This window comes from Streptomyces sp. NBC_00572, assembly GCF_026341815.1.
In the GTDB taxonomy this organism is placed as follows: domain Bacteria; phylum Actinomycetota; class Actinomycetes; order Streptomycetales; family Streptomycetaceae; genus Streptomyces.
In genome coordinates this window covers 406,998-429,650 of sequence record NZ_JAPENX010000001.1, presented here as the reverse complement: position 1 = coordinate 429,650, position 22,653 = coordinate 406,998, and the positions used below count along the sequence as shown (strand labels likewise).

Genomic DNA, 22,653 nt, shown 5'->3' with positions numbered 1-22,653 from the left:
GCGACCGATCGCTGCGTGCCGATCTTCGGCGTTGATGCCGTGCCGTACGCAGGCTGTGATGGCAGGGCAAGCAGGGATCTCCCCACGACCGGAAGCGGCGAACAGCACATGACAGTCAATGACGTTGAACGTGAGCACGATGCATCGACGGCCGCGGTGCCGACGGCCACGGTGACGGTGGTCTACCACTCGGTACACGGGCACACCCGGGTCCTGGCCGAGCACCTCGCCGACGGGGCGCGCCTCGTGCCGGGCGCCCGGGTGCACCTTGTCGAGATCCGGCCCGAGGACGTCGTCGCCGGCCGTTGGCACGATGCGGAGGTACTGGCGCTGCTCGACCGCTCCGATGCGATCGTCCTCGGCTGCCCGACGCTGATGGGCAGCGTGTCGGCGGTGTTCAAGGCGTTCATGGAGGCGGCGTTCACACCGTTCGTCACGCAGGCGTGGAAGGACAAGCTGGCCGGAGGGTTCACCATGTCCGCCTCGCAGAGCGGCGACAAGCTGGCGGTCCTGGAACAGCTGGCGGTCTTCGGCGCGCAGCTGGGCATGCAGTGGATCGGCGTGGGCGACATGCCGGGCAACAACTGGAGCGGTGGCTCCCGCGACGATGTGAACCGGCTGGGCTCGTGGCTGGGTCTGATGAGCCAGAGCCATGCCGACCAGGGGTCGGAGGACGCCGGATCGCGCGGCGACCTGATCACCGCGGAGCGGTACGGCGAGCGGATCGCCCGGCTGACCCAGCGCTGGGTCAACGCCGTGCCGTACGACACTCCCCGGATGACCGAACACGAGGCCCGCGCCCTGTCGGCCTCCCTCCGGGAGACGGACGGCGCATCGGCGGCCCTGGCCGACGCCTGACCCCACGAAATCCGGCCCACGGGCGGTGCCGCGGGGCTCGCCGGCGGCCCGGAGCACGGCCCGACGGCCGTGTCGAACGGCTCGCCGGCGGCCCGGAGCACGGCCCGACGGCCGTGTCGAACGGCTCGCCGGCGACCCGGGGCGCGGCCCGGCAACCTGCACCGGCGCCCCGAGACGCGGCCCGACGGTCGTTTCACCAGGCACTCATGACGACACATCACTTTTTACCGACGCGTAACTTCCCAGCCAAGGCTACCCGTGCGTAGCTTGGCTGAAGCGCATCCCCATCGCGCATCCCCACTTGTGGTCCGGACCGCAGGGCGTAGCACCCCCACCATCCCCTTGAGCCGCAAGGAGATCGCCCGATGCTGCCCTGGAAACACGCCGTCAGAGCGCTGTCCGTCCTGCTGCTGGCCGCCGCCGCCACGCTCGCCCCGACCACCGCCGCCTCGGCCTCCGCCTCCGTCCAGGCCGAGACCGCCACCACCAGCAGGGGCTGGAACGACTACTCCTGCAAGCCCTCCGCCGCGCACCCGCGCCCCGTCGTCCTCGTCCACGGAACCCTCGGGAACTCCGTCGACAACTGGCTCGCCCTCGCGCCCTACCTGGTCAACCGCGGTTACTGCGTCTTCTCGCTCGACTACGGCCAGCTGCCGAACGTGCCGTTCTTCCACGGGCTCGGGCCCATCGCCGCGTCCGCCGGACAGCTCGACACCTACGTCGACCGGGTCCTCGCCGCCACCGGTGCCCCGGAGGCCGACATCGTCGGACACTCGCAGGGCGGCATGATGCCCCGCTGGTACCTCAAGTTCCTCGGTGGGGCCGAGAAGGTGAACGCGCTCGTCGGGATCGCCCCCGACAACCACGGCACCACCCTGCTCGGCCTCACCAAGCTCCTGCCGTACTTCCCCGGCGCGGAGGACCTGATCAAGGCCAACACCCCGGGCCTCGCCGATCAGATCGCCGGCTCGCCGTTCATCACCAAGCTCAACGAGGGCGGCGACACCGTGCCCGGGGTCCGCTACCACGTCATCGCGACCCAGTACGACGAGGTGGTCACCCCGTACCGCTCGCAGTTCCTCACCGGACCGAACGTCACCAACGTCCTCATCCAGGACAAGTGCGCGCTCGACCTGTCCGAGCACGTGGCGATCGGCACGGTGGACCGGGTCACCTTCCACGAGGTGGCCAACGCCCTCGACCCGGCCCACGCGACCCCGACCACCTGCCTCTCGGTGATCGGCTAGCCCTTCCGGCCCCAGGGCTTGTCCGACCATTCCACGCGGGGCCGATTGCCGGACAGCCCCTAGCCCTGGGTGCGGCGCCGCCGGGCCGACCCGAAGAGCACGGCCGCACCGAGCGCGAGCACGGCGGCGCCACCCACCGCGATATACGGGGTGGTGGCGTCGCCACCGGTCTCGGCGAGCACCTCACCGGAGCCGGAGTCCGAACCGGCGGCGGGAGCGGGCGCGTTGGGCGCGGCGGAGGAGGTCTCGACGCCCTCGGGCTCGGCCGGCCGGCTCGGCTCCCGGCTCGGCTCGGGCGCCGCCGAAGTCTCCTCGGTGCCCGCGCCCGTGGAGGCATCACCGTCCCCGTGCCCGCCGTGCTCGACCGAGGACTCGTCCTGGCCCTCCTCGATCTGCTCGTCGCTCGGGGCGGACGCGGTCGGCGCCGGGGCCGTACCGCCGCTGTCCTTCCCGAACACCACGTCCGAGCAGGTGTAGAAGGCCTCGGGGGAGTCGGAGCGCTGCCAGATCGAGTAGATCAGGTGCCGGCCGGACTTCTTCGGCACGGTTCCCTGGAAGACGTAGTCACCGCTCTCCATCCGCGGGTCGGTGACCGTCGCAAACGGCTGAGCTTCCAGGTCCGACCACTTCAGCGGCTTCGACGGGTCGTACCCGTCCTTCGTCACGTACAGCTCGAACGAACCCCGGTGCGGCGCGGTCCCCTTGTAACGGAAGGTGTGCGCACCGGAGTTCATGCTGCTCGCCGGCCAGTCGGCCCGCGCCAGGTCGAGCCCCCGGTACTTGTCGTTGCCCGCGCTGCACAGCTTGCCGTCCGGGATCAGCTCACGGTGCTTCCCGGCGGCGTTGGCGATGTTCACCGCGTTCCAGTCGTAGAACGCCTGCGCCCCGCTCGCCGCCACGGCCGCCTTGCACGCCGCCGACTTCGGCGCCTCGGGCCCCTCCGCGTAACAGGCCGAGACCCGGCTGACGGGATCCGTCATCGACCCGTGCGCGAACGCGGGCGCGGAGGCGAGCCCGGAGAGGGCCAGAACCGCGGTGGCGGTGACGGCGGCGGTACGGCGAGAAGTCATGGGGGGACAGCTCCTTCACGAGGGTGGTGTGGGGGGTTGCCCAGAAAGCTAGCTGCCCGAATCCGCGAAGAACCCGCTGGAGAGCGGAAGATGGCGATCCTTAGGATCGCTTTAAGGCGCAGGTAAGAGGCGGCTGAGGAACAGCCTCCGGACCCCGCCGGGAGGAGGCCGGATGACCGACGACACCCCGATCTTCCCGGAGGGCCTGAGGGCGCTCCCCAGGACCTGGGGCAACTGGCCCGACGAGGAGACCGCCGAACGGTGGGCCCTGGTCCGTGGCGTCCTGGCGGCGGGCCTGCCGCCCGCCCGGCTCGACGAGCCGGAGCCGCGCGTCTACGAGAAGCCCAAGATGTTCGCCGACGACGAGGTCCCGCCGGACGACTGGTTCTGCCACGAGATCCTGCGCGAGAAGGTGAAGGACCTGCCCCGTCTCACCGTCGGCCGGCTGGCCGAGGTCGAGGCCGCCTGCGCCGCCGACGGCCTGGACACCACCGACTTCCGGGAGGGCCGCTGGAAGTGGCGGATCGCCGGGTGGATCGTCGAACCGGCCCTGTACTGGTGCGGCCTCGCGGACGACGTGGACGCCCTCGACCCCTGGTTCCCCGAGCTCGCCGCGCTCCACATCCGGCGGCGGATGGCCGTCGAGCAGGCGACCCTCGCCCTCCTCAACGTGCGCACCCTGGACTCGGCCCGTGCGGCCCTGAACGCCCTCGCCGTGGACCCGGAGGTCGACGAGGAGACCCGCGAGTGGATCGCCAAGGACCTTCGCGAGGACGAGACCCGGCCCAGGAACCTCCGCTTCGGCCTCGCCCCCGAGGAGTGACGCACACCGGGGACGGGCGTCAGCCCAGCCGCCGGTACCGCCGCTCCGGCCGCCCCGTCCCCCCGTACCGCAGCGTGATCTCCGCGCGGCCCGTCTCCGCGAAGTACTCCAGGTAGCGGCGGGCGCTCACCCGGGACAGCGAGCCGGCCTCCGCGCACTCCGTGGCCGACAGGCCCTCCGGGTGCGCGCGCAGCACCGAGTCGACCAGGTCGGCCGTATGGGCGGCGAGGCCCTTCGGGAGTTCCCGGGAGCCGCGGGGGCGAGTGCCGAAGATCTGGTCGACGTCCTCCTGGCGGGCCTCGTCCAGTTCGTCGAGGCGGCTGCGGAGCGAGGCCACGTGGCGGAGCTGCTCGTGCAGCGCCGCCTGGCTGAACGGCTTGATCAGATAGTGCAGCGCCCCCGCCCGCAGCGCCGCGCGGATCGTGCCCACGTCCCGCGCCGCCGTGATGAAGAGCGCGTCCATGCCCAGGCCCGCCGCGCGCAGCTCCCGCAGCACCTGGATGCCGTCCATGTCCGGCAGGAAGACGTCGAGGAGCACCAGGTCGGGCCTGAGCCGCTCGGCCGCCCGCAGCGCCTCGGCGCCGCTGTGCGCGACCCCGGACACCGTGAAGCCCGCCACCGCCGACACATAGCGGCAGTGCAGCTTGGCGACCATGAAGTCGTCGTCCACCACCAGCACGTTCGTCACGACGACCCACGCTAGGTCCCGACCACAACGACCACAACGTCCGTTGATTGCGGAAGAGAGACAGCTTCTTAACGCGAGGGCAACATGTGGGCCACCTCACACCCCCATTTCCCTTCAACCTGAGAGGCGGCACACGTGCGGTTGCGCACCCCCTTCGCCCTCCTCGGGGCCGCGCTCCTGGTGCTGGTGGGTCCGCCACTGCTCAGTCCCGGCAGCGGCTCCGACACCGGCACCCAGATACCCGGCCTGCGGTTCATGGTCCCCAACACCCCCGGCGGCGGATACGACATCACCGCCCGCACCGCCGCCAAGAACGCCGAGGAGGCCGGCCTCACCAGTGACATCGAGGTCTTCAACCTGCCCGGCGCGGGCGGCACCGTCGGCCTCACCCGGCTCGTCGGCGAACGCGGCAACGGCCGCCTCGCCATGTCCATGGGCCTCGGTGTCGTCGGCGCCGTCCACACCAACGAGACCCCCAGAACCCTCGCCGACACCACCCCGATCGCCCGGCTCACCGAAGAGCAGGACATCGTCGTGGTCGGCAAGGACTCCCCGTACAAGACCATCCAGGACCTCCTCACGGCCTGGAAGAAGAACCCCGGCAAGCTCCCCGTCGGCGGCGGCTCCTCGCCCGGCGGCCCCGACCACCTCGCCCCGATGCTGATGGCCCAGGCCGCCGGGATCGCCCCGAAGGACGTCAACTACGTCCCCTTCGACGGCGGCGGCGAGCTCCTCGCCTCGATCCTCGGCGACAAGGTCGCCTTCGGCGTCTCCGGCGTCGGCGAGTACCTCGACCAGATCAAGGCGGGCGAGCTGCGCCTGCTCGCCGTCACCGGACCGAAGCGGGTCCCCGGGCTCGACGCCCCCACCCTCCGCGAGGCGGGCCTCGACACCGAGTTCACCAACTGGCGCGGCATCGTCGCCCCGCCCGGCCTCTCCGACGCCGAACGCGACAAGCTCGTCACCCTGGTGACCGAACTGCACGACTCCCCGCAGTGGCGCGAGTCGCTGAAGACCCACGGCTGGAACGACGCCTTCCTGCCCGGCGAGGAGTTCGGCACCTTCCTCACCGAGCAGGACCGCCGCGTCGGCTCCGTACTGAAGGAGCTCGGCCTGTGAGCACCGAATCCGCGAGCACCGAATCCGCGAGCACCGAATCCGTGAAGACCACATCCTCGGGCACCAAGAGGGAGAACTTCGCGTCCTGGCTGCGTGAGCGGTCCGAACTCGGCGTCGGCGTCCTGCTGTTCGCCCTCGGCGTCCTCGTCCTCACCGACGCCCTCACCCTCGACGCCGACCTCGCGGGCCGCGGCCCCGTCGGCCCCGCCACCGTCCCCCTCGTCGTCGGCTGCGGACTGCTCGTCGTCGCCGTCCTCCTCTCCGTCGACGTCCTGCGCGGCGGCCGCGGCGAGGCCGAGGCCGGCGAGGACGTCGACCTGACCGAGCCCGCCGACTGGCGCACGGTCCTGCTCCTCGCCGGGGTCTTCCTCGCCTTCGCCGTCCTCATCGGACCCGTCGGCTTCCCCGTCGCCGGAGCGCTCCTCTTCTGGGGCGCCGCCTACGCCCTCGGCAGCCGCCACTACCACCGCGACCCGCTGATCGCGGCCGCCCTCTCGCTCCTGACCTACGTCGTCTTCGACAAGCTGCTCGGCGTCCCGCTGCCCGGCGGTCCGCTGATGGGAGTGATCTGACCCATGGATTCCCTGAACTCCCTCATCGACGGCTTCGGCACCGCCCTCACCCCGATGAACCTGCTCTGGGCCGCCATCGGCGTGCTCCTCGGCACCGCCATCGGCGTCCTGCCCGGCATCGGCCCCGCCATGGCCGTGGCCCTGCTGCTCCCGGTGACCTACGGACTCGAACCGACCGGCGCGTTCATCATGTTCGCGGGCATCTACTACGGCGCCATGTTCGGCGGCTCCACCACCTCGATCCTCCTCAACACCCCCGGGGAGAGCGCGGCCGTCGTCGCCGCCATCGAGGGCAATCCGATGGCCAAGGCGGGCCGGGGCGCGCAGGCGCTCGCCGCGGCCGCCATCGGCCACTTCGCCGGCGGCATGATCGGCACGATCCTGCTCGTCGTCCTCGCCCCGACGGTCGCCGCCCTCGCCGTCGACATCGGCGCCCCCGACTACCTCGCCCTGATGGTCCTCGCCTTCATCGCGGTGACCTCGGTCCTCGGCTCCTCCCGCATCCGCGGTCTCGCCTCCCTGCTCATCGGCCTCACGATCGGTCTGGTCGGCCTCGACCAGATGACCGGGCAGCAGCGCCTCACCTTCGGTTCGCTCCAGCTCGCCGACGGCGTCGACGTCGTCATCGTCGCGGTCGGACTCTTCGCCATCGGCGAGGCCCTCTGGGTCGCGGCGCACCTGCGCCGCACGGCGGGGGAGGCCATTCCCGTCGGCCGTCCCTGGCTGGGCGGGGACGATGTGAAGCGCACCTGGAAGTCCTGGCTGCGCGGGCCCCTCATCGGCTTCCCGTTCGGCGCGATCCCGGCCGGCGGCGCGGAGATCCCGACCTTCCTCTCGTACGTGACGGAGAAGCGTCTCTCCCGGCACAAGGAGCAGTTCGGCAAGGGCGCCATCGAGGGTGTGGCGGGACCCGAGTCGGCGGCCTCGGCCTCGGCCGCCGGGACGCTCGTCTCGATGCTGACCCTGGGACTGCCCACGACGGCCGTCGCCGCCGTGATGCTGGCCGCGTTCCAGCAGTACGGCATCCAGCCCGGCCCGCTGCTCTTCGAGCGGGAGCCCGACCTGGTGTGGGGGCTCATCGCCTCCCTGTTCGTCGGCATGGTGCTGCTGCTCGCGCTCAACCTGCCGCTCGCACCCGTCTGGGCCAAGCTGCTGCGCATCCCGCGCCCGTACCTCTACGCCGGCATCCTCTTCTTCGCCGCCGTCGGCGCGTACGCGGTGGGCGGCGAGGCGCTCGACCTGGTCATCCTGCTGGTCATCGGCCTGATCGGGCTCGGCATGCGACGCTACGGACTGCCGGTCCTGCCGGCCGTCATCGGGGTCATCCTCGGCCCGGCCGCCGAGCAGCAGCTGCGCCGCGCCCTGCAGATCAGCGACGGCTCCCTCACCGGCCTGGTGAACACCCCGTTCTCGCTCACCGTGTACGCGGTCGTCGTGCTCCTGCTCGCCTGGCCGCTGGTGAGGAAGGTGATCGCCGGACGTCGTCACGTGTCGGCATGACACAGGACCACGAGCGGTACGGCTCCGAGGCCGTCGAGTGTCGCGTGGACGGACCGTACGACCGTATCCCCTACCGAAAGGCCCTCAACTCGCCCCCAATAGGGTGAGTTTCGGCCGCGCGGCGGCCGGATCCGGTATCCCTGGCGGGCAGCACCATCCCCCACCCCGAAGGGACCCCGCTCATGCGCGCCCGACTCGTCCTCGCCGCAGGCGTTCTGCTCGCCTCCGCCGCCGTCGCCCCTCTCGCCCACGCGGGAGGGGCCGACGTCTTCTCCGCCTCGGAAGGGGCCGACGGCCTCTCCGTCTTCGGATACGGAACGGTCGCCGACGACAGCACCGTGACCCTCTCCGGTACGTACCGCTGCCTCGACGACAGCGCCGGCCCCGTCTTCGTCAGCTCCACCCTCGTCCAGGGCGACCGCTCCGCCGGGATCGGCGGCACCCGGGCCGTCTGTGACGGGCACCTCCACGAGTGGGTCAACACCTCCGTCGTGAAGGACCCCGCCTACCGGCAGGGCACGGCCAGGGTGCAGGCCACGCTCATGCAGCTCACGAGCGGCGGGACGGGCCTGCCGACGCCCGACTTCCTCGCCGTCGAGGAGTCGGACGTCGAACTGCGCTAGGGCCTGTCCGGCGATTCCCGTCAGGGCCGATTGCCGGACACGACCTAGCCCAGCAGCGCGATCAGGCCCTCGCGCCCCAGCACTTCCAGCTCGTCGAGGGCGACCACGGCACACGCCGCCGCCTCCGGATCGGAGGCGGCGAGCCCGCTCGCCGCGAACTCGTCCTCGTCGAGCCGCAGCACCTCGCTGCCGTCCGCCGACACCCACAGGTCCAGGTCCAGGTCCTCGACCACCACCCCCGAGCCGTCGATCACGGCCGGCCGGGTGATGTCGCAGTACCAGCCCTTCAGGGCGCCGTCGGCGGACCACACCTCCTTGACCGTGAACCACCGGTCGCGCCAGAAGTGCTCCACGAAGACATCGCCCGGCTCGAACCGCACGAAGCCGAAGTCCCGCACGCCCTCCGCCGCCCACGGGGCGCGCACCGAGAGCCCGGCGGCGTCCTCCGTGAGCACCTCCGCCGGGTAGCGGATCTTCGTCCGGCCCGCCTTCGTCAGGGTGACCTCAACCGATCGTCCGGACATGCCGTACCTCCCGTGCTCCTACCTCGTAACCGAACCACTTGTTGATCGCCAGCATCGGCCCGTTCCCGGTGTCGTTCCCGGTGAACGCCTCCGTGCAGCCCGCCGCGCGGGCCCGGTGCAGCGACGTGTTCTTGGCGAGCTTCGCGAGCCCGCGGCCCCGGAAGTCGGGCGAGGTGCCCGTCATCCCGGAGTTGTACCGGCCGAGGCCGTCCGTCTGCGCCGCGCTGAACGCCGCCGGTACGCCGTCCACCACCGCGACCGTCGTCAGCGCCTGATCGAAGAGAGGGTGCTCCCAGACGGTCGCCCGCCAGTGCGCGTAGTCGTCCATCTCGACCGCCACGTCGCCCGGCTCGTCGGCCGTCGACACCGCGTCCAGCTCGAAGAGCGGCCGCGGGTCCGCCGCGAAGTCCTCGCCCGTCAGCAGCTCGACACCGGCCGGCGGCGCCTGGAGAGGCGGCAGCTCGCCCGTGGCCAGGTCGAGTCGGAGGAAGTACGCGGAACGGCTGGCGGAGTAGCCCCGCCGCCCGGCCCAGGCGAGGTTCTCCGGCGCGTCCAGAACCCAGCTGTACAGGGTCCGCGCCCCCTGCTCGGCGAGATGCTCCTCGCCGGCCCGCAGCAGCAGCGTCCCGGCTCCCCGCCCCAGGTACCCGGGGTCCACGTACACGTTGACCCTGCCGATGCCGGGCTCCGGGGAGTCATGGGCGATCCCCACCTGCGCGGTCCCGACGATCACCCCGTCCTCGGTCACGGCGACGAGCGGACGGTTGTGGCTGTCGGGATGGGCGTGCGCCCAGTCGAACACGAGCTGCTCGGCGGTCGCGAGCATGAACGGGAGGGCGGCCCGCCGTACGCGGGCGAAACCCTCGGCGTCCTCGGCGTGTACATCACGGACGATCACAGTCATGTGGTCGCACGCTACGGGCCGGGGGTGCGCCGCCGCCTCCCATTTTCCGGTGGGGTGGGGGCAGAATCGGCGGGGTGACACTCACCATCGCCGTGGACCACGAATCCACCACCGCTCCGTACGAACAGCTGCGTGCCCAGATCTCGGAGCGGGCCCGGTCGGGCAGACTGCCGGTCGGATACAAGCTGCCGACGGTACGAGGGCTCGCGGAGCAGCTGGGCCTCGCCGCGAACACGGTCGCCAAGGCGTACAAGGCACTGGAGGCGGACGGGGTGATCGAGACGCGCGGGCGTCACGGCACCTTCGTCGCGGCCGCCGGGGACGCGGCGACCCGCCGGGCCGCCACCGCTGCCGCCCAGTACGCCGAGGAGGCCCGCCGCCTCGGTCTCAGCCGCGAGGCGGCCGAGGCGGCGCTCAGCGAAGCCCTGCGCGCCGCGTACGACAGCTGACCCGCCCGAGCGTCCTCAGAGGTACAGGCCCGCCCCCGCCGTGCGGGGTTCCGGGAGCTCCGTGGGGGGCGTGCCGCGGCGCAGGGCGAACAGCTCCGCCAGCGTCGCGCCCTCGCGCGGCACGTCCTCCTCGCGCCCGAGCCACTCCACGGACTCGGCCCGGCTCAGCGGTCCCACCTCGATCCGGGCCAGGCAGCGGCCCGGCCGGACCACGGCCGGGTGGAGCCGCTCCAGGTCCTCGTTGGTGGTGACGCCGACCAGGACGTTGCGCCCCTGGCCGAGCAGACCGTCCGTCAGGTTCAGCAGTCGCGACAGGGCCTGACCCGCCGTGTGCTTCGCCTCGCCCCGGATCAGTTCGTCGCAGTCCTCCAGGAGCAGCAGCCGCCAGCGCCCCTTCGCGGTGCCCTCGTCCTCCCCGATGGCGATGTCCATCAGATAGCCGACGTCGTTGAAGAGCCGCTCCGGATCGAGGACGCAGTCCACCTGGCACCAGTCCCGCCAGGACCGCGCCAGGGTCCGCAGCGCGGACGTCTTGCCCGTCCCCGGCGGGCCGTGCAGCAGCAGGAGGCGGCCGGCGATCGAGTCGGGCGTCACCTTCATCAGCCGGTCCATGGAATCGGCCACCGGCGCCGAGTAGTTGGGCCGGACCTCGTCCCAGGTCCCGGCGCTGATCTGCCGGGTCGTCCGGTGCGGGCCGCGCCGGGGGGAGACGTACCAGAACCCCATCGTCACGTTCTCCGGCTGGGGCTCCGGCTCGTCCTTCGCCCCGTCGGTGGCCTCCTTCAGGACCCGCTCGGCGAGGTCCGCGTCGGCGGCCGTGACGGTGACGTCCGCGCCCCGGTTCCAGCGGGAGATCAGCAGCGTCCAGCCCTCGCCCTCGGCGAGCACGGCGCTGCGGTCGTCGTCCTTCGCGGCCCGCAGCACCGTGGCCCCGGCGGGAAGCAGCGTCGCCTCGGGCTTGACCCGGTCCACGGTGGTGCTGTGCGAGTGGGGCTGCTCCCCGGTCGCGAAGCGGCCGAGGAACAGCGCGTCCACGACGTCCGAAGGCGAGTCGCTGTCGTCGAGGTTGAGCCGGATCGGCAGCGACCGCTGCGGCTCGGACGGTACCGGTGGGGTGTCAGCCATGGCGCCCATGATCCGGCAACCGGGCATGGCGTGCACCGGGTTTTGAACGCGACCCCTCCGCGGACGGCCGCGTCCCGGAGCCGGACCAGCGGCTTCAGATCCAGTGTCCCCGCACCGCGCCCCGGGCGCGCCGCGCGAGCGCGTACCCCTTCGTCATGACCCGGTCCGCCGCGAAGTTCCGGGCGATCGCCCGGCCCTCCACGAGCCGCGTGAACTCCTCGACACCGGTGGACCGGCGCACGGTCACCCGTTCCAGGGCGTACGGCCCCTGGCTGCGCCTGGCCAGCGCGTTGCCGACGGCGAGCGCCTGGGTGAAGCCGGCCTCCCGGACCGTACGGCGGACCCGGCGGCTGGAGTACCCGTAGGGGTACGCGAAGGAGGCCGGAGCCGTCCCGAGTTCCTCGGCCACGATCTCCCGGCAGCGCAGCGTCTCGAACCGGAGCCGCCGGGCGTCGAGCTGGTCGAGCTGCGGGTGGGTGTGGCTGTGTCCGCCGATCTCCGTGCCCGCGTCGGCGAGTTCGCGCACCTGCGCCCAGTCGAGCATGGTGTCGAGCGCCCCGCCGGTCTCGTGCCTGCCGCGCAGCCAGCCGGTGGAGACGAAGACGGTGCCGGCGAAGGAATGCTTGGCGAGCACCGGCAGGGCGTACCGGTGCACGCCCTCGTACCCGTCGTCGAAGGTGACGAGGAGCGGCCGCGCGGGCAGCGGCCCGCCGTCGCCGCGCCAGGCGGCGGCGAGCGCCGCCGTGGTCAGCGGGGTGAACCCGCGCTCGGCGACCACTTCCATCTGGGCCGCGAAGGCCTCGGGGGTGACGGAGAGCCCGAGGGTCGCGGGAGCGGGGTCCGGGTCGACCGCGTGGTACATGAGGACGGGTACGGCGGCGGTCCCGGCCGCGGTCTCCGTCATCGGGCCGCTCCTTCGGGAGCCCCGGCGTCGACCGGATCCGTCTCCCCGGATCCGGCCCGCTCGATCGGCCCCCAGGAGAACGTCGTCCCGCTCCTCCGGGCCCGCAGCGAACCCAGCGCGTAGCCGCCGGCCGCGACCGTCACACCGGTCACGATCGCCCCGGCCCGGCCCGCGCCGCCGGAGCGTCCGAGCAGCGCGTCGCGCATTCCGCGCAGCACTCCGGCGGGCAACACCCGTGTGGTGTACCGCCGTTCGGACTCCAGGCCCTTCTGCGCGCCGACGCTGCGGGCGACGAGCGCCTTGGAGAGGCCCTCGGCGTAGACCCGGGTGCGGAAGTAGCCGAAACGCCGGCGGACGGCGGGCACCTTGTGGTGGATGACCGCGCGGTCGTCGATGAGCAGGATCGCCTCGGGCAGCGCCTTGGAGAGCCGGATGCACAGTTCGGTCTCCTCGCCGCCGAGGGGCCGCCGGTCGCCGTCCCGCCCGATGCCGGTGGCGAATCCGCCGGCCGCGTCGAAGGCCGTACGGCGGAAGGAGGCGTTGCCGCCGAGCACGTTGCGCACGGGGACGCGGCCCGGGGGCAGGCCCCGGTAGGTGCAGCCGACGACCCAGTCGAACTCCTCCGGGAACCAGGCCGGGCGGCCGCCGGACTCCCACGCGGGCAGGGTCCGGCCGCCGACGGCCATGACGCGCGGGTCGTCGTAGGCGGCGGCGAAGTGGTGGAGCCAGTCCCGCTCGGCGACGGCGTCGTCGTCGAGGAAGGCCACGAACTCGCCGCGGGCGGCGGCGATTCCGGTGTTGCGGCCGGCGGAGAGGCCGCGGGGGCCCGCGTTGGCGAGCACCCGCACCTCGTCGCCGAGCCGCTGCTCCGCGTACTCCTCGGTCAGCCGGGAGAGGAGCCGCTCGTTGTGGTCGACCACGAGCAGCGTCTCCAGGGCGGGCAGTGACTGTTTCCGTACGGAGTCCACGGCGGCGAGGATGTCCTCCCACCGCTCCTCCGTGTAGACGCAGATCACCACGGAGAAGCCGTGCGGGGACGTGCGGTCGTTCAAGACACCTCTCCCCGGGGGATGTTGACCGAGAACGGGGCGGGCCGGCGGCGGGCGGCCTTGCTGACGGCCTTCTCTTTGAGGATGACCTTGAGGACCCGGATGCCGTCGCGGACGGCGTTGAGGTTGCTGACGCCGTGAATGCGGTTGTATTCGTGGCTCGGCACCTCCTGCACCTTGAGGCCGGCCGTGACGACCCGGATGTTGATCAGGGTCTCGATCTCGAATCCGGTGCAGTCGAGGGTGATCTTGTCGAGGCAGTGGCGCCAGAAGGCGTTGTAGCCGTAGCAGAGGTCGGTGTACCGGGCGCCGAACTTGCGGTTGACGAGCGAGCAGAGGGCCCAGTTGCCCAGTCTGCGGATGGTCGTCATGTCGTCCGTGCCGCCGCCGTTGGCGAAACGGGAGCCCTTGGCGAAATCGGCACCCCCGACGAGGGCGGAGACATAGGAGACGATCTCCTGGCCGTCGGCCGAGCCGTCCGCGTCGACCATGACGATGATGTCGCCCGTGCAGGCGGCGAAGCCGCTGATCAGCGCGTCGCCCTTGCCCTTGCCGACCTGCTTGACGACCTTGACGTCCGGCCGGAGTTCACGGGCGACGTCCACCGTGTTGTCGGTGGAATTTCCGTCGACGAGGACGACTTCGTGAATCCATTCCGGCAGTGTCTTGAACACGTACGGAAGATTTTCGGCTTCGTTCATCGCGGGAATGACGACACTCACCGGCGGAGTGATCGCCAGGTGTGAGGTGATGGCCCGGTACTGGGCGGCTATTCGACTCGGCTCGGTCATTTCTTGGCCCGAGGCGGATGGGCGCAGGAACGAGCTCATGGGTCTGGTCTCCCTCTCGTCCGGTGGGCCGCCCACCCCTTGGGCGGTCCGATGGTGTGTCCGGTTCGAAAGGGGGGTTCTCGCCCCGCCCGCACAGAAACGATCTCCTTGCGGGATCGGCGAGTTGGCATGTCTGGCCGCGCGGTACCCGCGACTCGGCGCACGTTCGAACACCGAGCACGGCACCCCCCTACCGCGCCCCGCTCCGGGACCATCAGCGACGCTAGAGCCCTCCCCTGAGCCGCTTGCGTGATGGACCGGTGCGGGTGAGATGTACGACGGTATTGATGAATGGGACTGTATGGCAAGTCCCGGATCTGTGGCCCGCTTTTCCGTAGTTTGGCGAAGCTTCGACGGTCAGATGTGCAAGCGTCCCGATCGGATTTGATCAATCCGTTTGCATGCAGGGAACAGTGATTCGGGATCACGCTTCTGAGCTTTGTTGTGTGAATGTGTCGCGACCGCGTTCGATCGTTTGGCGGGACCGGAACTTCCGCTTCCTGTGATGGCCGGATCTCGACGGTCTCTGACGGAGGATCGGACGACGTTCATCCCCAGTTTTGACATGAACACTTCCGGTGCGGCGGATCCGATGCTACTACCTGGTAGCGCAGAGATCCTGCTACAGGGAGGTTCCATGAGACTGTCCCGCTTTGCCGCCCTTTCGTCCTCGCTGCTCCTCGGCGCCGTCCTCGCCCTCACCGGGGCGGGCGCCGCCCAGGCCGCGGAGACCGCCGCACTCGACTATGTGGCCCTTGGCGACTCGTACTCCTCCGGTGTCGGCTCCGGGAGTTACGACAGCGCCAGCGGCGACTGCAAGCGCTCCACGAAGGCGTTCCCGGTCCTGTGGAAGAACGCGAACGCCCCCTCGTCCTTCTCGTTCACCGCCTGCTCGGGCGCCCGAACGGGTGATGTGACCGCGAATCAGCTCGGACCGCTCACGTCCGCCACTGACCTGGTCTCCATCACGATCGGGGGAAATGACGCCGGTTTCGCCGACGTCATGACGACCTGTGTGCTGCAGTCCGAAGCCACCTGCATCAGTCGCGTGAATCAGGCCAAGAGCTACGTCGACTCGACGCTGCCCGGCAAACTCGACTCCGTCTACACGGCGATCAGGAACAAGGCACCCGCCGCCCACGTGGTCGTCCTCGGCTACCCGCGCTTCTACCAGCTGGGCGGCGGCTGCGTCGCCGGCCTCAGCGAGAACGAGCGCAGCGCCATCAACGGAGCCTCCGACTACCTGAACGCGGCCGTCGCCAAGCGCGCCGCCGACCACGGCTACACCTTCTCCAGCGTCGTGCCGGCCTTCACCGGACACGAGATCTGCTCCAGCTCCTCCTGGCTGCACAGCGTCAACTGGCTCAACATCGGGGAGTCCTACCACCCGACGGCCTCCGGACAGTCCGGCGGCTATCTCCCCAGCTTCAGGAACGCGGTCTGACCGGACCCGCACCCGCGCCGTCCGTGGCGCCGGGGCCGGCCGGAGCGGTGCTCGTGACACCGCCCGGCCCGGGCCCGGCGCCTCGCTCGTCGTCCCGGACGAGGTGGTACGCCAGTGCTCCCGCGATGAGGAGCGCGCCGATCAGTCCGGCGAGGAGGACGTGGGCCCGGCGAGGTGCCCTGCGCCTACGGGATTCCGGCACCGAACTCATGTCTCCCGCAGGGGTGTTGGCGCCCCTGCTCCCGCTCCGCCGGCCCGGCTCGCCTCCCGCCGGAGCGTTCGTCCGCGTGTCCGCCGGTGCGTCCGCCGGAACGGAGGACGCACCGGGATGCGACTCCCTCCGCGCGGATCCGGCCCCGCCCGTCGCCAACCGCCGCAGTTCCCGCTCGACCCGGTCCGCGTCCGGGGAGTGCTCCGGGTCCTCGCGAAGCAGCCCTTCGGTCAGAGTGCGGAGCGTCCCTGCCCGGTCGTCCTTCGCGGGCGGCGCCGACGGCAGGGCCGAGGCCGACGCGTCGAGGAGCGTCCCCAGGGCGCGCAGCTCCGCCGCCGGACCCGGATCGTCCCCCGGGGCCGTACCGAAGCCGGTCACGACGATCCGTCCGTCGTTGGCGAGGAGGACGTGCCCGGGATCCACGCCCCGGTGCGGGACACCCCCCTCGCGCGCCGCCCGCAGTCCGGCGAGGACCTCGGCGCCGACGCGTGCGGCCTCGCGCGGAGGCAGCGGACCGGCCGCCTCCAGCGTCTCGGCCAGAGTGAGCCCCCGTACGAGCTCCATGACGGCCCAGGGCCGGCCGTCCTCGGTGGCCACCCCGAGGACCCGCACGACGGCGGGGTGGGAGATCCGGGCGGCGGCCCGCACCTCGCGCTCGCGCCGCGCGTACAGGAGGAGTGCCTCGTCGGCCGGCAGCCCGTCCGGGGCCTTGAACTCCTTGAGGGCCACCTCGTGGCGGTCCGTCTCGTCCAGGGCGCGCCAGACGGTGCCCGTCGCCCCCTCGGCGAGGACGTCCAGAAGCCGGTAACGACCCGCGATCACCGTCATGGATCCACGGTAGCCGAGGGGGGTCGTCCTGGCTCCGTTCCGTCGGCGGGGCGACAGGGACGATCTTGGTGGTGGAGATCACACCGGTCCGGATGTTCATGGATGAGGGTCCGGAAGGCAGGATGGTTCGTGACGGTTCGGCAGGTGTTCGAATCCTGTCCAACTCGCCCTGGAATCAGATGGATTCGGACGGTGACCGTCAACCCCCGTACGAGTGCCGTGTATCCCGTCGCCGGGATACACGGGTGTCACCGCGGGGCGATAGGGTTAACCTGCCCTGGGTCGGGTGCCCTTGTACGGGTGGGGAGTGACATGGAACAGATAGCAATGCGCAGTAGGCCGCGAGTGCCTGCCATCACCTGCGGGAGCAGCGCGACGAGTTCGCGGCTCGACCGTCATCTCGCGGTGCTCGGCGGCCCCGCCGTGCCTCAGCGCGAGGTGGCCGAGGCGACGCTGCTGATGCGTGAACTGACATCGCGTACGCCCGAGGTTCCGGTGCACGGTCACCGCAGCCGCAGCGCACGGGTCTCGCTCTTCGCCCCGCTCCGCCGCCTGCGCCGCTCCCTCTTCGGAACGCGCCGCTAGGAACCGGGCGCACCGGGCCGAGCACCCCCGAGGTTCCCGCCCGCTTCCGCCCGGTTGCCCGGTGGCCCGCACGACTTCGACTGTCACGCCCGTCACGACTGTCAAGGCTGCGTCGACCGTGACGACTGCGACACCGCCGGACGTGTCCCCGCCCGTCCGGCGCTCAGTCGTACCCGGGACCAGGATCCGCACCGGGCCCGACGCCGCACGCCGGGTCAGGCGATCACTCCCGCACCCCTCAGCTCCTTCATCTCCGCTTCCGGCACTCCGAGTTCGGCGAGCACCGCGGCGGTGTCCTGTCCGAGGGCGGGGATCCGGTCCATGCGCGGTTCCGGCGCGTCCGGGAAGACGATCGGCGGCAGCAGCGAGCGCAGCGGCCCGACCTGCGACTCCACCTCCCGCCAGCGGTCACGGGCCGTCAGCTGGGGATGGTCCGCGAGCTCCGCGACCGAGTTGAGCCGGGCACAGGCGATGCCCGCCGCGTCGAGCCGGGCCAGCGCCTCGGGAGCCGTCAGCGGGGCCAGTGCCGCCGCGACCGCCGCGTCCGTCGCCGCGCGGCCCGCCACCCGCGCCGTGTTCGTCGCGAAGGCCGGGTCCTCGGCCAGCTCGGGCCGGCCGAGAACCTGCTCGGCGAGCCGCCGCCACTCCCGGTCGTTCTGCACGGAGAGCAGCACCAGACCCCCGTCCGCCGTCGGATAGGCGTCGTACGGCGCGATCACCGCGTGCGCGAGCCCCGTTCGCGCCGGGGGTGTGCCCCCGTGCAACCCATGGTGCAACGGATGTCCCATCCACTCGGCGAGCGAGTCGAACAGGGAGACCTCCACCGGACCGCCCCGGCCGGTGGTGCCGCGCCGGACGAGAGCGGCGAGGACACCGGAGAAGGCGTACATCCCGGCGGCGATGTCGGCCGCCGGGATCCCGGACTTCACCGGCTGCTCCGGCGTCCCCGTCACCGACACCAGGCCCGCCTCGCACTGGACGAGCATGTCGTACGCCCGCTTGTGCGCGTACGGCCCCTCCGCCCCGTACCCGGAGATGTCCACGGCGATCAGCCGCGCGTGCTCGGCGCACAGGGCGGCGGCGTCGAGACCGAGCCGGGCCGCCGCCCCCTGGGCCAGGTTCTGCACGAAGACGTCGGCGCCTGCCACCATCCGCCGGACCAGGGCGAGACCCCGCGGGTCCTTGAGGTCGACCGCCACGGACTCCTTGCCGCGGTTGCACCACACGAAGTGGGAGGCGAGGCCCCGGGCGGCGGTGTCGTACCCCCGGGCGAAGTCGCCGCCGTCGGGCCGCTCGATCTTGACGACGCGGGCGCCGAGGTCGGCGAGTTGCCGGGTGGCGAAGGGGGCGGCGACGGCCTGCTCGACGGCGATGACCGTGATCCCGTCGAGGGGGAGTGGCTGGGTGCTCATGGAAGCCCTGCCTACCCTGTGGGGCCGCTCCTTGTCACCAGGGGGGTATGTCACCCCTCGTGGTGTGCGGGGATCGTCAGCCCCGGGTGTAGCGGCGGACCGCGAGCGGGGCGAAGAGGGCGATCAGACCGAGCGACCAGAGGAGCGCCCCGGCGACCGGGTGGGCCACCGGCCAGGCCGCGTCCGCCGGGACGGGGGCGTTGCCGAAGAGGACGCGCACCGACGTCGTGACCGCCGAGATCGGGTTCCACTCGGCGACCGTCCGCAGCCAGTCCGGCATGTTGTCGGTCGGGATGTACGCGTTGGAGAGCAGCGGCAGCATGAACGTGGCGCTGCCCAGCTGCCCCGCCGCCTCCTCGCTCTTCGACGCGAGGCCGAGCAGGATGCCCACCCAGGTCGTCGCGAAACGGAACAGCAGCAGCAGCCCGAAGGCGCCCAGGGCCTCGGCCGCCGTCCCCTCGATCCGCCAGCCCATCGCGAGCCCGACCAGGATGAGCGGGACGGTGCCGACGGCACTGGCCACCAGGTCGGCGAGCGCCTGGCCGAGGGGGACGGCGGACCGGCTCACGGGCATGGTCCGGAAGCGGTCCATGACACCCCGGTGGGAGTCCTGCGCGGCCTGGAACATGCCGGTCATGAGACCGCCCGCGGCCGTCGCCACGAGCAGTCCCGGCACCAGCTGGGACCGGTACTCGGCACCCGGCATGGCGAGCGCGCTGCCGAACACGTACCCGAAGAACAGCAGGAACACGATCGGCATCGTCTGCGTCATCACGGTGATCGCGGGCGCGTGCCGAATGCGCTGGAGGTGACGGCCGAGGACGGCGGCCCCGTCGTGGACGAGCGCGGTGCCCGTGCGACGGGCTTCGTCCTCGTGGACGAGCGCGGTGGTCATGCGGCGAGCTCCTTCCGGTCGGTGAGGCGCAGGAACACCTCGTCGAGGGTGGGCGGACGCAGGGACGCGTCGACGATGAGGACCCCGGCCGCGTCGACCTCGCGGACGATCCGGGGGAGGGTGAGCGTGGTGTCCGTGGTCACCGCGCCGACCGTGTGTCGCTCGGCGTCCAGGACCGGCGCCGAGCCGGTGAGTCGGTCGAGGACGGCCGCGGCCGCTTCGAGGGCCGAGGGGTCGGCGACGACGACCTCGGCGTAGCTGCCGACGAGCGCCTTGAGTTCGGCCGGAGTGCCGCGCTGGGCCGCGCGTCCCTCGTCGATCAGGACGATGTCGTCGGCGAGCTGGTCGGCCTCCTCCAGGTACTGCGTGGTCAGCAGCACGGTCGTGCCCTGGGACGCCAACCGCCGTACGGCGTCCCAGATCCCGTTGCGGCTGTGCGGGTCGAGCCCGGTCGTCGGCTCGTCGAGGAAGAGGACCCGGGGCGGTACGAGCAGGCTCGCCGCCAGGTCCAGCCGGCGCCGCATGCCGCCGGAGTAGGTGCGGGCGGGTCGTCCGGCGGCCGCGGCGAGGCCGAACTGCTCCAGGAGTTCGTCGGCGCGGGCACGCGGGGCGCGCAGCAGCCGGGCGAAGAGCCGCAGGTTCTCGGCGCCGGTCAGATCCCCGTCCACCGAGGCGTACTGCCCGGTGACCGCGATCCGCTTCCGCACCCCCGCCGGGTCGCGCACCACGTCGTGGCCCGCGACGAGCGCGCTGCCCGCGTCGGGCCTGACGAGGGTGGTGAGCACACGGACGGCGGTGGTCTTTCCGGCGCCGTTGGGGCCGAGGACGCCGCATACCGAGCCTTCGGGGACGGCGAGGTCGAGGCCCCGGAGGGCGTGCACGTCGCCGTATCGCTTCTGCAGACCCTTACTAAGTACAGCGTACGTAGTCGTCATGGCGTGACCATACCCCACTACGTACGGCGTACGTAACTACGATGGAGAGCGAGGTGATGATCCATGGCGGGCCGATCGGCCGAACCGGAAGTGATCTGGGCGCGCCCCGAGCGCGCGGGCCGAGGCCCGAAACCGGCGTACAGCCGGCGGGACATCGTGGAAGCTGCCGTCCGCATCGCCGACGCGGACGGCATCGACGCGGTCTCCATGCGCCGCGTCGCCGCCGAACTCGGCTGCGGCACCATGTCGCTCTACAACTACGTCCCCCGCAAGGAGGACCTGTACGAGCTGATGGTCGACGCGGTCAGCGGCGAGTACGAACTCCCCGAGACGCCCAGCGGCGACTGGCGCGCGGACATGACCATGATCGCCCACCAGAGCCGCGCGATCATGTACCGGCACCCCTGGCTGGCCCGGGTGATGACCACCGCCTACGGGTTCAGCCCCAACGCCCTGAGCTTCCTGGAGTGGTGCCTCGGCTGCCTCGTCCCCCTGGACGTCCCCGCCGGGCTGAAGATGCAGCTGATCGCCATGGTCAACGGCACGGTCATGGCGACCGTCGCCAACGAGCAGGCCATCGCCGAACGGGCCCGCGGACTGCCCTGGTCCGAGGCGGAGGAGCAGGCGGTGCGCGGCGCCTACCTCATGGGGCAGGTGGCGAGCGGACGGTACCCGCACCTCGCCGGACTGCTCGCCGAGGCCCCCGCCGCGCCCGTCGACGCGGACGAGATCTTCGCCCTGACCATCGGCCGGCTCCTCGACTCCTTCGCGCCGCCGGGCGCCCCGGTCACAGGAGCATGAACTGACCCTCCGGGCCCTCCTCCTGATGGTCGAGGACGGAGGCGGGGCGACGGGACCCGGGCGGCGGGGGCAGCACGCCCGCCGCCCGCAGCTCCGCCTGGCCCGCGGATCCCTTCGTCAGGCCCGTGGGTCCCCCCGCCGGGCCCGCGGATGCCTTCGTCCGGCCCGCGAGTCCCTTCGTCCGGCCGGTGGGTTCCTCCCCTTCCGGAGCGAACGCGGCCCGCTCCGCCTCCCGCGCCCCGAGCAGCGCGAGCACCGTGACCAGGTCGAGCAGCTCCGAGGTCCACTCCTGCGGCCAGTCCGCCGGGCCGATCGCCTCAAGGGAGCCGGGCTCCGCCGGGGCGGTACGGTGCGCGAACCACTGCTCCAGGACCCGCGTCCCGCCGACGCTGAACTCCCACGCCTCCGCCGATACGGGTGAGATGCGGCCCTCGTCGAGGCACAGGGCCTCGTCCCCGGCGTCGTACGTCATCGCCCCGGGGCGCGGCGGGACGGCGGCCCGCACATAGGGCCGCCGACCGCCCGGCAGCCTCGGCTTCGTCCCGGTCAGCGCACCCCGCACCTGTACGTCGACGAGGTCCCGGCCGAGCGCCACGCCCGCCGCCCAGACCTCCGGGTCCTCGGGGAGCGGGACCCGGCACCCCGCGGGGGAGGGCCGGGCCGCCGCCACCGTCCACGCGAGCCACTCCAGCGCGTCGACCTCGTGCCCGTACCGCTCCGCGAGGAAATCGAGGAGACCGGGGGCGAGATTGGGCTCCAGGCCCCCGGGGCGCCGGAACAGTGGGCGGATCCGGCCCGGTCGACCGGCGGGGGAGCGGCCCTCGGGAAGCGCGGCCGTCACCAGGAGGGCGGGACCGGCCGCACCCGGCACGTACCCCTGCTCGACGGCGAAGAGCTGCGGCTCCCCGGCGACCCGCCACAGCTCCGGGCGTGCGGTGTCGATCAGCCGGTGGTCGGGCAGCAGCCACTGCTCGTCGAACGGCCCGCGCGCGACCCGTACGGGCGCGGGGCACGGCCCCGACTCGCGGGCCCAGCGCACGGTCCCGGTCCGCTGCCCCGGCAGCGCGGCCACCGCACTCGCCGGGGTCCGCGCGCGGCTGGGCCGGAACAGAGACTCCCGCTCGGCACCCTCGGCAGCCACCAGACGGTCCCAGCGGGACCGCAGCGTCCGCGCGTCCGGCGCCACGATCCACGTACGGCCGAAGCGCAGCGGCGCGACGGACCACGGCATGAGGTCGTCGAGGAGGGGCAGGTCGT

General features: G+C 72.1%; 24 protein-coding genes. 11 read left to right on the top strand and 13 right to left on the bottom strand.

Annotated features, from left to right (window positions below):
- The first annotated feature begins 15 nt into the window (after positions 1-15).
- The gene (locus tag OG514_RS02005; protein WP_266890179.1) at positions 16-858 is read left to right on the top strand and encodes a flavodoxin family protein; all 843 of its coding nucleotides are present in this window, start codon (positions 16-18) and stop codon (positions 856-858) included.
- A gap of 365 nt (positions 859-1,223) precedes the next feature.
- Entirely contained in the window at positions 1,224-2,105 is an 882-nt protein-coding gene (locus OG514_RS02000) for a triacylglycerol lipase (protein WP_266890177.1), read from the top strand.
- A 59-nt stretch (positions 2,106-2,164) separates the two neighbouring features.
- Here the strand turns inward: OG514_RS02000 and OG514_RS01995 are convergent, their stop codons facing one another.
- The gene (locus tag OG514_RS01995; protein WP_266890175.1) at positions 2,165-3,175 is read right to left on the bottom strand and encodes a lytic polysaccharide monooxygenase; all 1,011 of its coding nucleotides are present in this window, start codon (positions 3,173-3,175) and stop codon (positions 2,165-2,167) included.
- A 172-nt stretch (positions 3,176-3,347) separates the two neighbouring features.
- On the opposite strand from OG514_RS01995, the gene OG514_RS01990 reads away from it, so the two are divergent.
- Positions 3,348-3,998: a hypothetical protein gene (locus OG514_RS01990; protein WP_266890173.1), complete on the top strand. Its 651-nt coding sequence runs from the start codon at positions 3,348-3,350 to the stop codon at positions 3,996-3,998.
- Between the two features lie 19 nt (positions 3,999-4,017).
- Here the strand turns inward: OG514_RS01990 and OG514_RS01985 are convergent, their stop codons facing one another.
- Positions 4,018-4,686 carry a response regulator gene (locus OG514_RS01985; protein WP_266890171.1) on the bottom strand — a complete coding sequence of 223 codons (669 nt, stop codon included), beginning with the start codon at positions 4,684-4,686 and terminating at the stop codon, positions 4,018-4,020.
- Positions 4,687-4,821: 135 nt separating this feature from the next.
- Between OG514_RS01985 and OG514_RS01980 the strand changes: the two genes are divergently transcribed.
- From OG514_RS01980 to OG514_RS01965, 4 genes are all read left to right on the top strand, one after another.
- The gene (locus OG514_RS01980; RefSeq protein WP_266890169.1) at positions 4,822-5,805 is read left to right on the top strand and encodes a tripartite tricarboxylate transporter substrate binding protein; all 984 of its coding nucleotides are present in this window, start codon (positions 4,822-4,824) and stop codon (positions 5,803-5,805) included.
- A 41-nt stretch (positions 5,806-5,846) separates the two neighbouring features.
- Positions 5,847-6,377, top strand: a complete 531-nt coding sequence (locus tag OG514_RS01975) for a tripartite tricarboxylate transporter TctB family protein (RefSeq protein ID WP_266900717.1) — start codon at positions 5,847-5,849, stop codon at positions 6,375-6,377.
- A gap of 3 nt (positions 6,378-6,380) precedes the next feature.
- Positions 6,381-7,877 carry a tripartite tricarboxylate transporter permease gene (locus OG514_RS01970; RefSeq protein ID WP_266890167.1) on the top strand — a complete coding sequence of 499 codons (1,497 nt, stop codon included), beginning with the start codon at positions 6,381-6,383 and terminating at the stop codon, positions 7,875-7,877.
- A 182-nt stretch (positions 7,878-8,059) separates the two neighbouring features.
- Positions 8,060-8,500: a DUF6299 family protein gene (locus tag OG514_RS01965; RefSeq protein WP_266890165.1), complete on the top strand. Its 441-nt coding sequence runs from the start codon at positions 8,060-8,062 to the stop codon at positions 8,498-8,500.
- A 44-nt stretch (positions 8,501-8,544) separates the two neighbouring features.
- Here the strand turns inward: OG514_RS01965 and OG514_RS01960 are convergent, their stop codons facing one another.
- Entirely contained in the window at positions 8,545-9,024 is a 480-nt protein-coding gene (locus OG514_RS01960; RefSeq protein WP_266890164.1) for a DUF402 domain-containing protein, read from the bottom strand.
- On the bottom strand, positions 9,005-9,928 hold the full coding sequence (locus OG514_RS01955) for a GNAT family N-acetyltransferase (protein WP_266890163.1): 924 nt from the start codon (positions 9,926-9,928) through the stop codon (positions 9,005-9,007). Before OG514_RS01955 ends, OG514_RS01960 begins: the two co-directional genes overlap by 20 nt.
- Before the next feature lie 74 nt (positions 9,929-10,002).
- On the opposite strand from OG514_RS01955, the gene OG514_RS01950 reads away from it, so the two are divergent.
- Complete coding sequence (locus OG514_RS01950) at positions 10,003-10,377, top strand: GntR family transcriptional regulator (protein ID WP_266890161.1); 375 nt, start codon at positions 10,003-10,005, stop codon at positions 10,375-10,377.
- A 15-nt stretch (positions 10,378-10,392) separates the two neighbouring features.
- On the opposite strand, the gene OG514_RS01945 is transcribed toward OG514_RS01950, so the two are convergent.
- The 4 genes from OG514_RS01945 to OG514_RS01930 form a co-directional block, all read right to left on the bottom strand.
- Complete coding sequence (locus OG514_RS01945; RefSeq protein WP_266890159.1) at positions 10,393-11,511, bottom strand: DUF5925 domain-containing protein; 1,119 nt, start codon at positions 11,509-11,511, stop codon at positions 10,393-10,395.
- 85 nt (positions 11,512-11,596) lie between these two features.
- Complete coding sequence (locus OG514_RS01940) at positions 11,597-12,406, bottom strand: polysaccharide deacetylase family protein (RefSeq protein WP_266890157.1); 810 nt, start codon at positions 12,404-12,406, stop codon at positions 11,597-11,599.
- Positions 12,403-13,458, bottom strand: coding sequence for a glycosyltransferase family 2 protein (locus tag OG514_RS01935; protein WP_266890155.1), 1,056 nt, complete (start codon positions 13,456-13,458; stop codon positions 12,403-12,405). The genes OG514_RS01940 and OG514_RS01935 overlap by 4 nt, the downstream gene beginning before the upstream one ends.
- Complete coding sequence (locus tag OG514_RS01930; protein ID WP_266890154.1) at positions 13,455-14,285, bottom strand: glycosyltransferase family 2 protein; 831 nt, start codon at positions 14,283-14,285, stop codon at positions 13,455-13,457. The genes OG514_RS01935 and OG514_RS01930 overlap by 4 nt, the downstream gene beginning before the upstream one ends.
- A gap of 637 nt (positions 14,286-14,922) precedes the next feature.
- On the opposite strand from OG514_RS01930, the gene OG514_RS01925 reads away from it, so the two are divergent.
- Positions 14,923-15,729, top strand: coding sequence for an SGNH/GDSL hydrolase family protein (locus OG514_RS01925; RefSeq protein WP_266890152.1), 807 nt, complete (start codon positions 14,923-14,925; stop codon positions 15,727-15,729).
- Here the strand turns inward: OG514_RS01925 and OG514_RS01920 are convergent.
- Entirely contained in the window at positions 15,713-16,768 is a 1,056-nt protein-coding gene (locus tag OG514_RS01920) for a serine/threonine-protein kinase (RefSeq protein ID WP_266890150.1), read from the bottom strand. The two genes, OG514_RS01925 and OG514_RS01920, sit on opposite strands and share 17 nt — an antisense overlap.
- A gap of 312 nt (positions 16,769-17,080) precedes the next feature.
- On the opposite strand from OG514_RS01920, the gene OG514_RS01915 reads away from it, so the two are divergent.
- Positions 17,081-17,353: a hypothetical protein gene (locus OG514_RS01915; protein WP_266890148.1), complete on the top strand. Its 273-nt coding sequence runs from the start codon at positions 17,081-17,083 to the stop codon at positions 17,351-17,353.
- A 215-nt stretch (positions 17,354-17,568) separates the two neighbouring features.
- Here the strand turns inward: OG514_RS01915 and OG514_RS01910 are convergent, their stop codons facing one another.
- From OG514_RS01910 to OG514_RS01900, 3 genes are all read right to left on the bottom strand, one after another.
- The gene (locus OG514_RS01910; RefSeq protein WP_266890146.1) at positions 17,569-18,765 is read right to left on the bottom strand and encodes a CaiB/BaiF CoA-transferase family protein; all 1,197 of its coding nucleotides are present in this window, start codon (positions 18,763-18,765) and stop codon (positions 17,569-17,571) included.
- A 76-nt stretch (positions 18,766-18,841) separates the two neighbouring features.
- Entirely contained in the window at positions 18,842-19,660 is an 819-nt protein-coding gene (locus OG514_RS01905; protein WP_266890144.1) for an ABC transporter permease, read from the bottom strand.
- Positions 19,657-20,595 carry an ATP-binding cassette domain-containing protein gene (locus OG514_RS01900; protein WP_266890142.1) on the bottom strand — a complete coding sequence of 313 codons (939 nt, stop codon included), beginning with the start codon at positions 20,593-20,595 and terminating at the stop codon, positions 19,657-19,659. The genes OG514_RS01905 and OG514_RS01900 overlap by 4 nt, the downstream gene beginning before the upstream one ends.
- Positions 20,596-20,658: 63 nt before the next feature.
- On the opposite strand from OG514_RS01900, the gene OG514_RS01895 reads away from it, so the two are divergent.
- Positions 20,659-21,396, top strand: a complete 738-nt coding sequence (locus OG514_RS01895) for a TetR/AcrR family transcriptional regulator (protein ID WP_266890141.1) — start codon at positions 20,659-20,661, stop codon at positions 21,394-21,396.
- Here OG514_RS01895 and OG514_RS01890 read toward each other — a convergent pair.
- Positions 21,383-22,627, bottom strand: coding sequence for a type ISP restriction/modification enzyme (locus OG514_RS01890; RefSeq protein ID WP_266900716.1), 1,245 nt, complete (start codon positions 22,625-22,627; stop codon positions 21,383-21,385). The genes OG514_RS01895 and OG514_RS01890 overlap by 14 nt on opposite strands.
- Between the last annotated feature and the right edge of the window lie 26 nt (positions 22,628-22,653).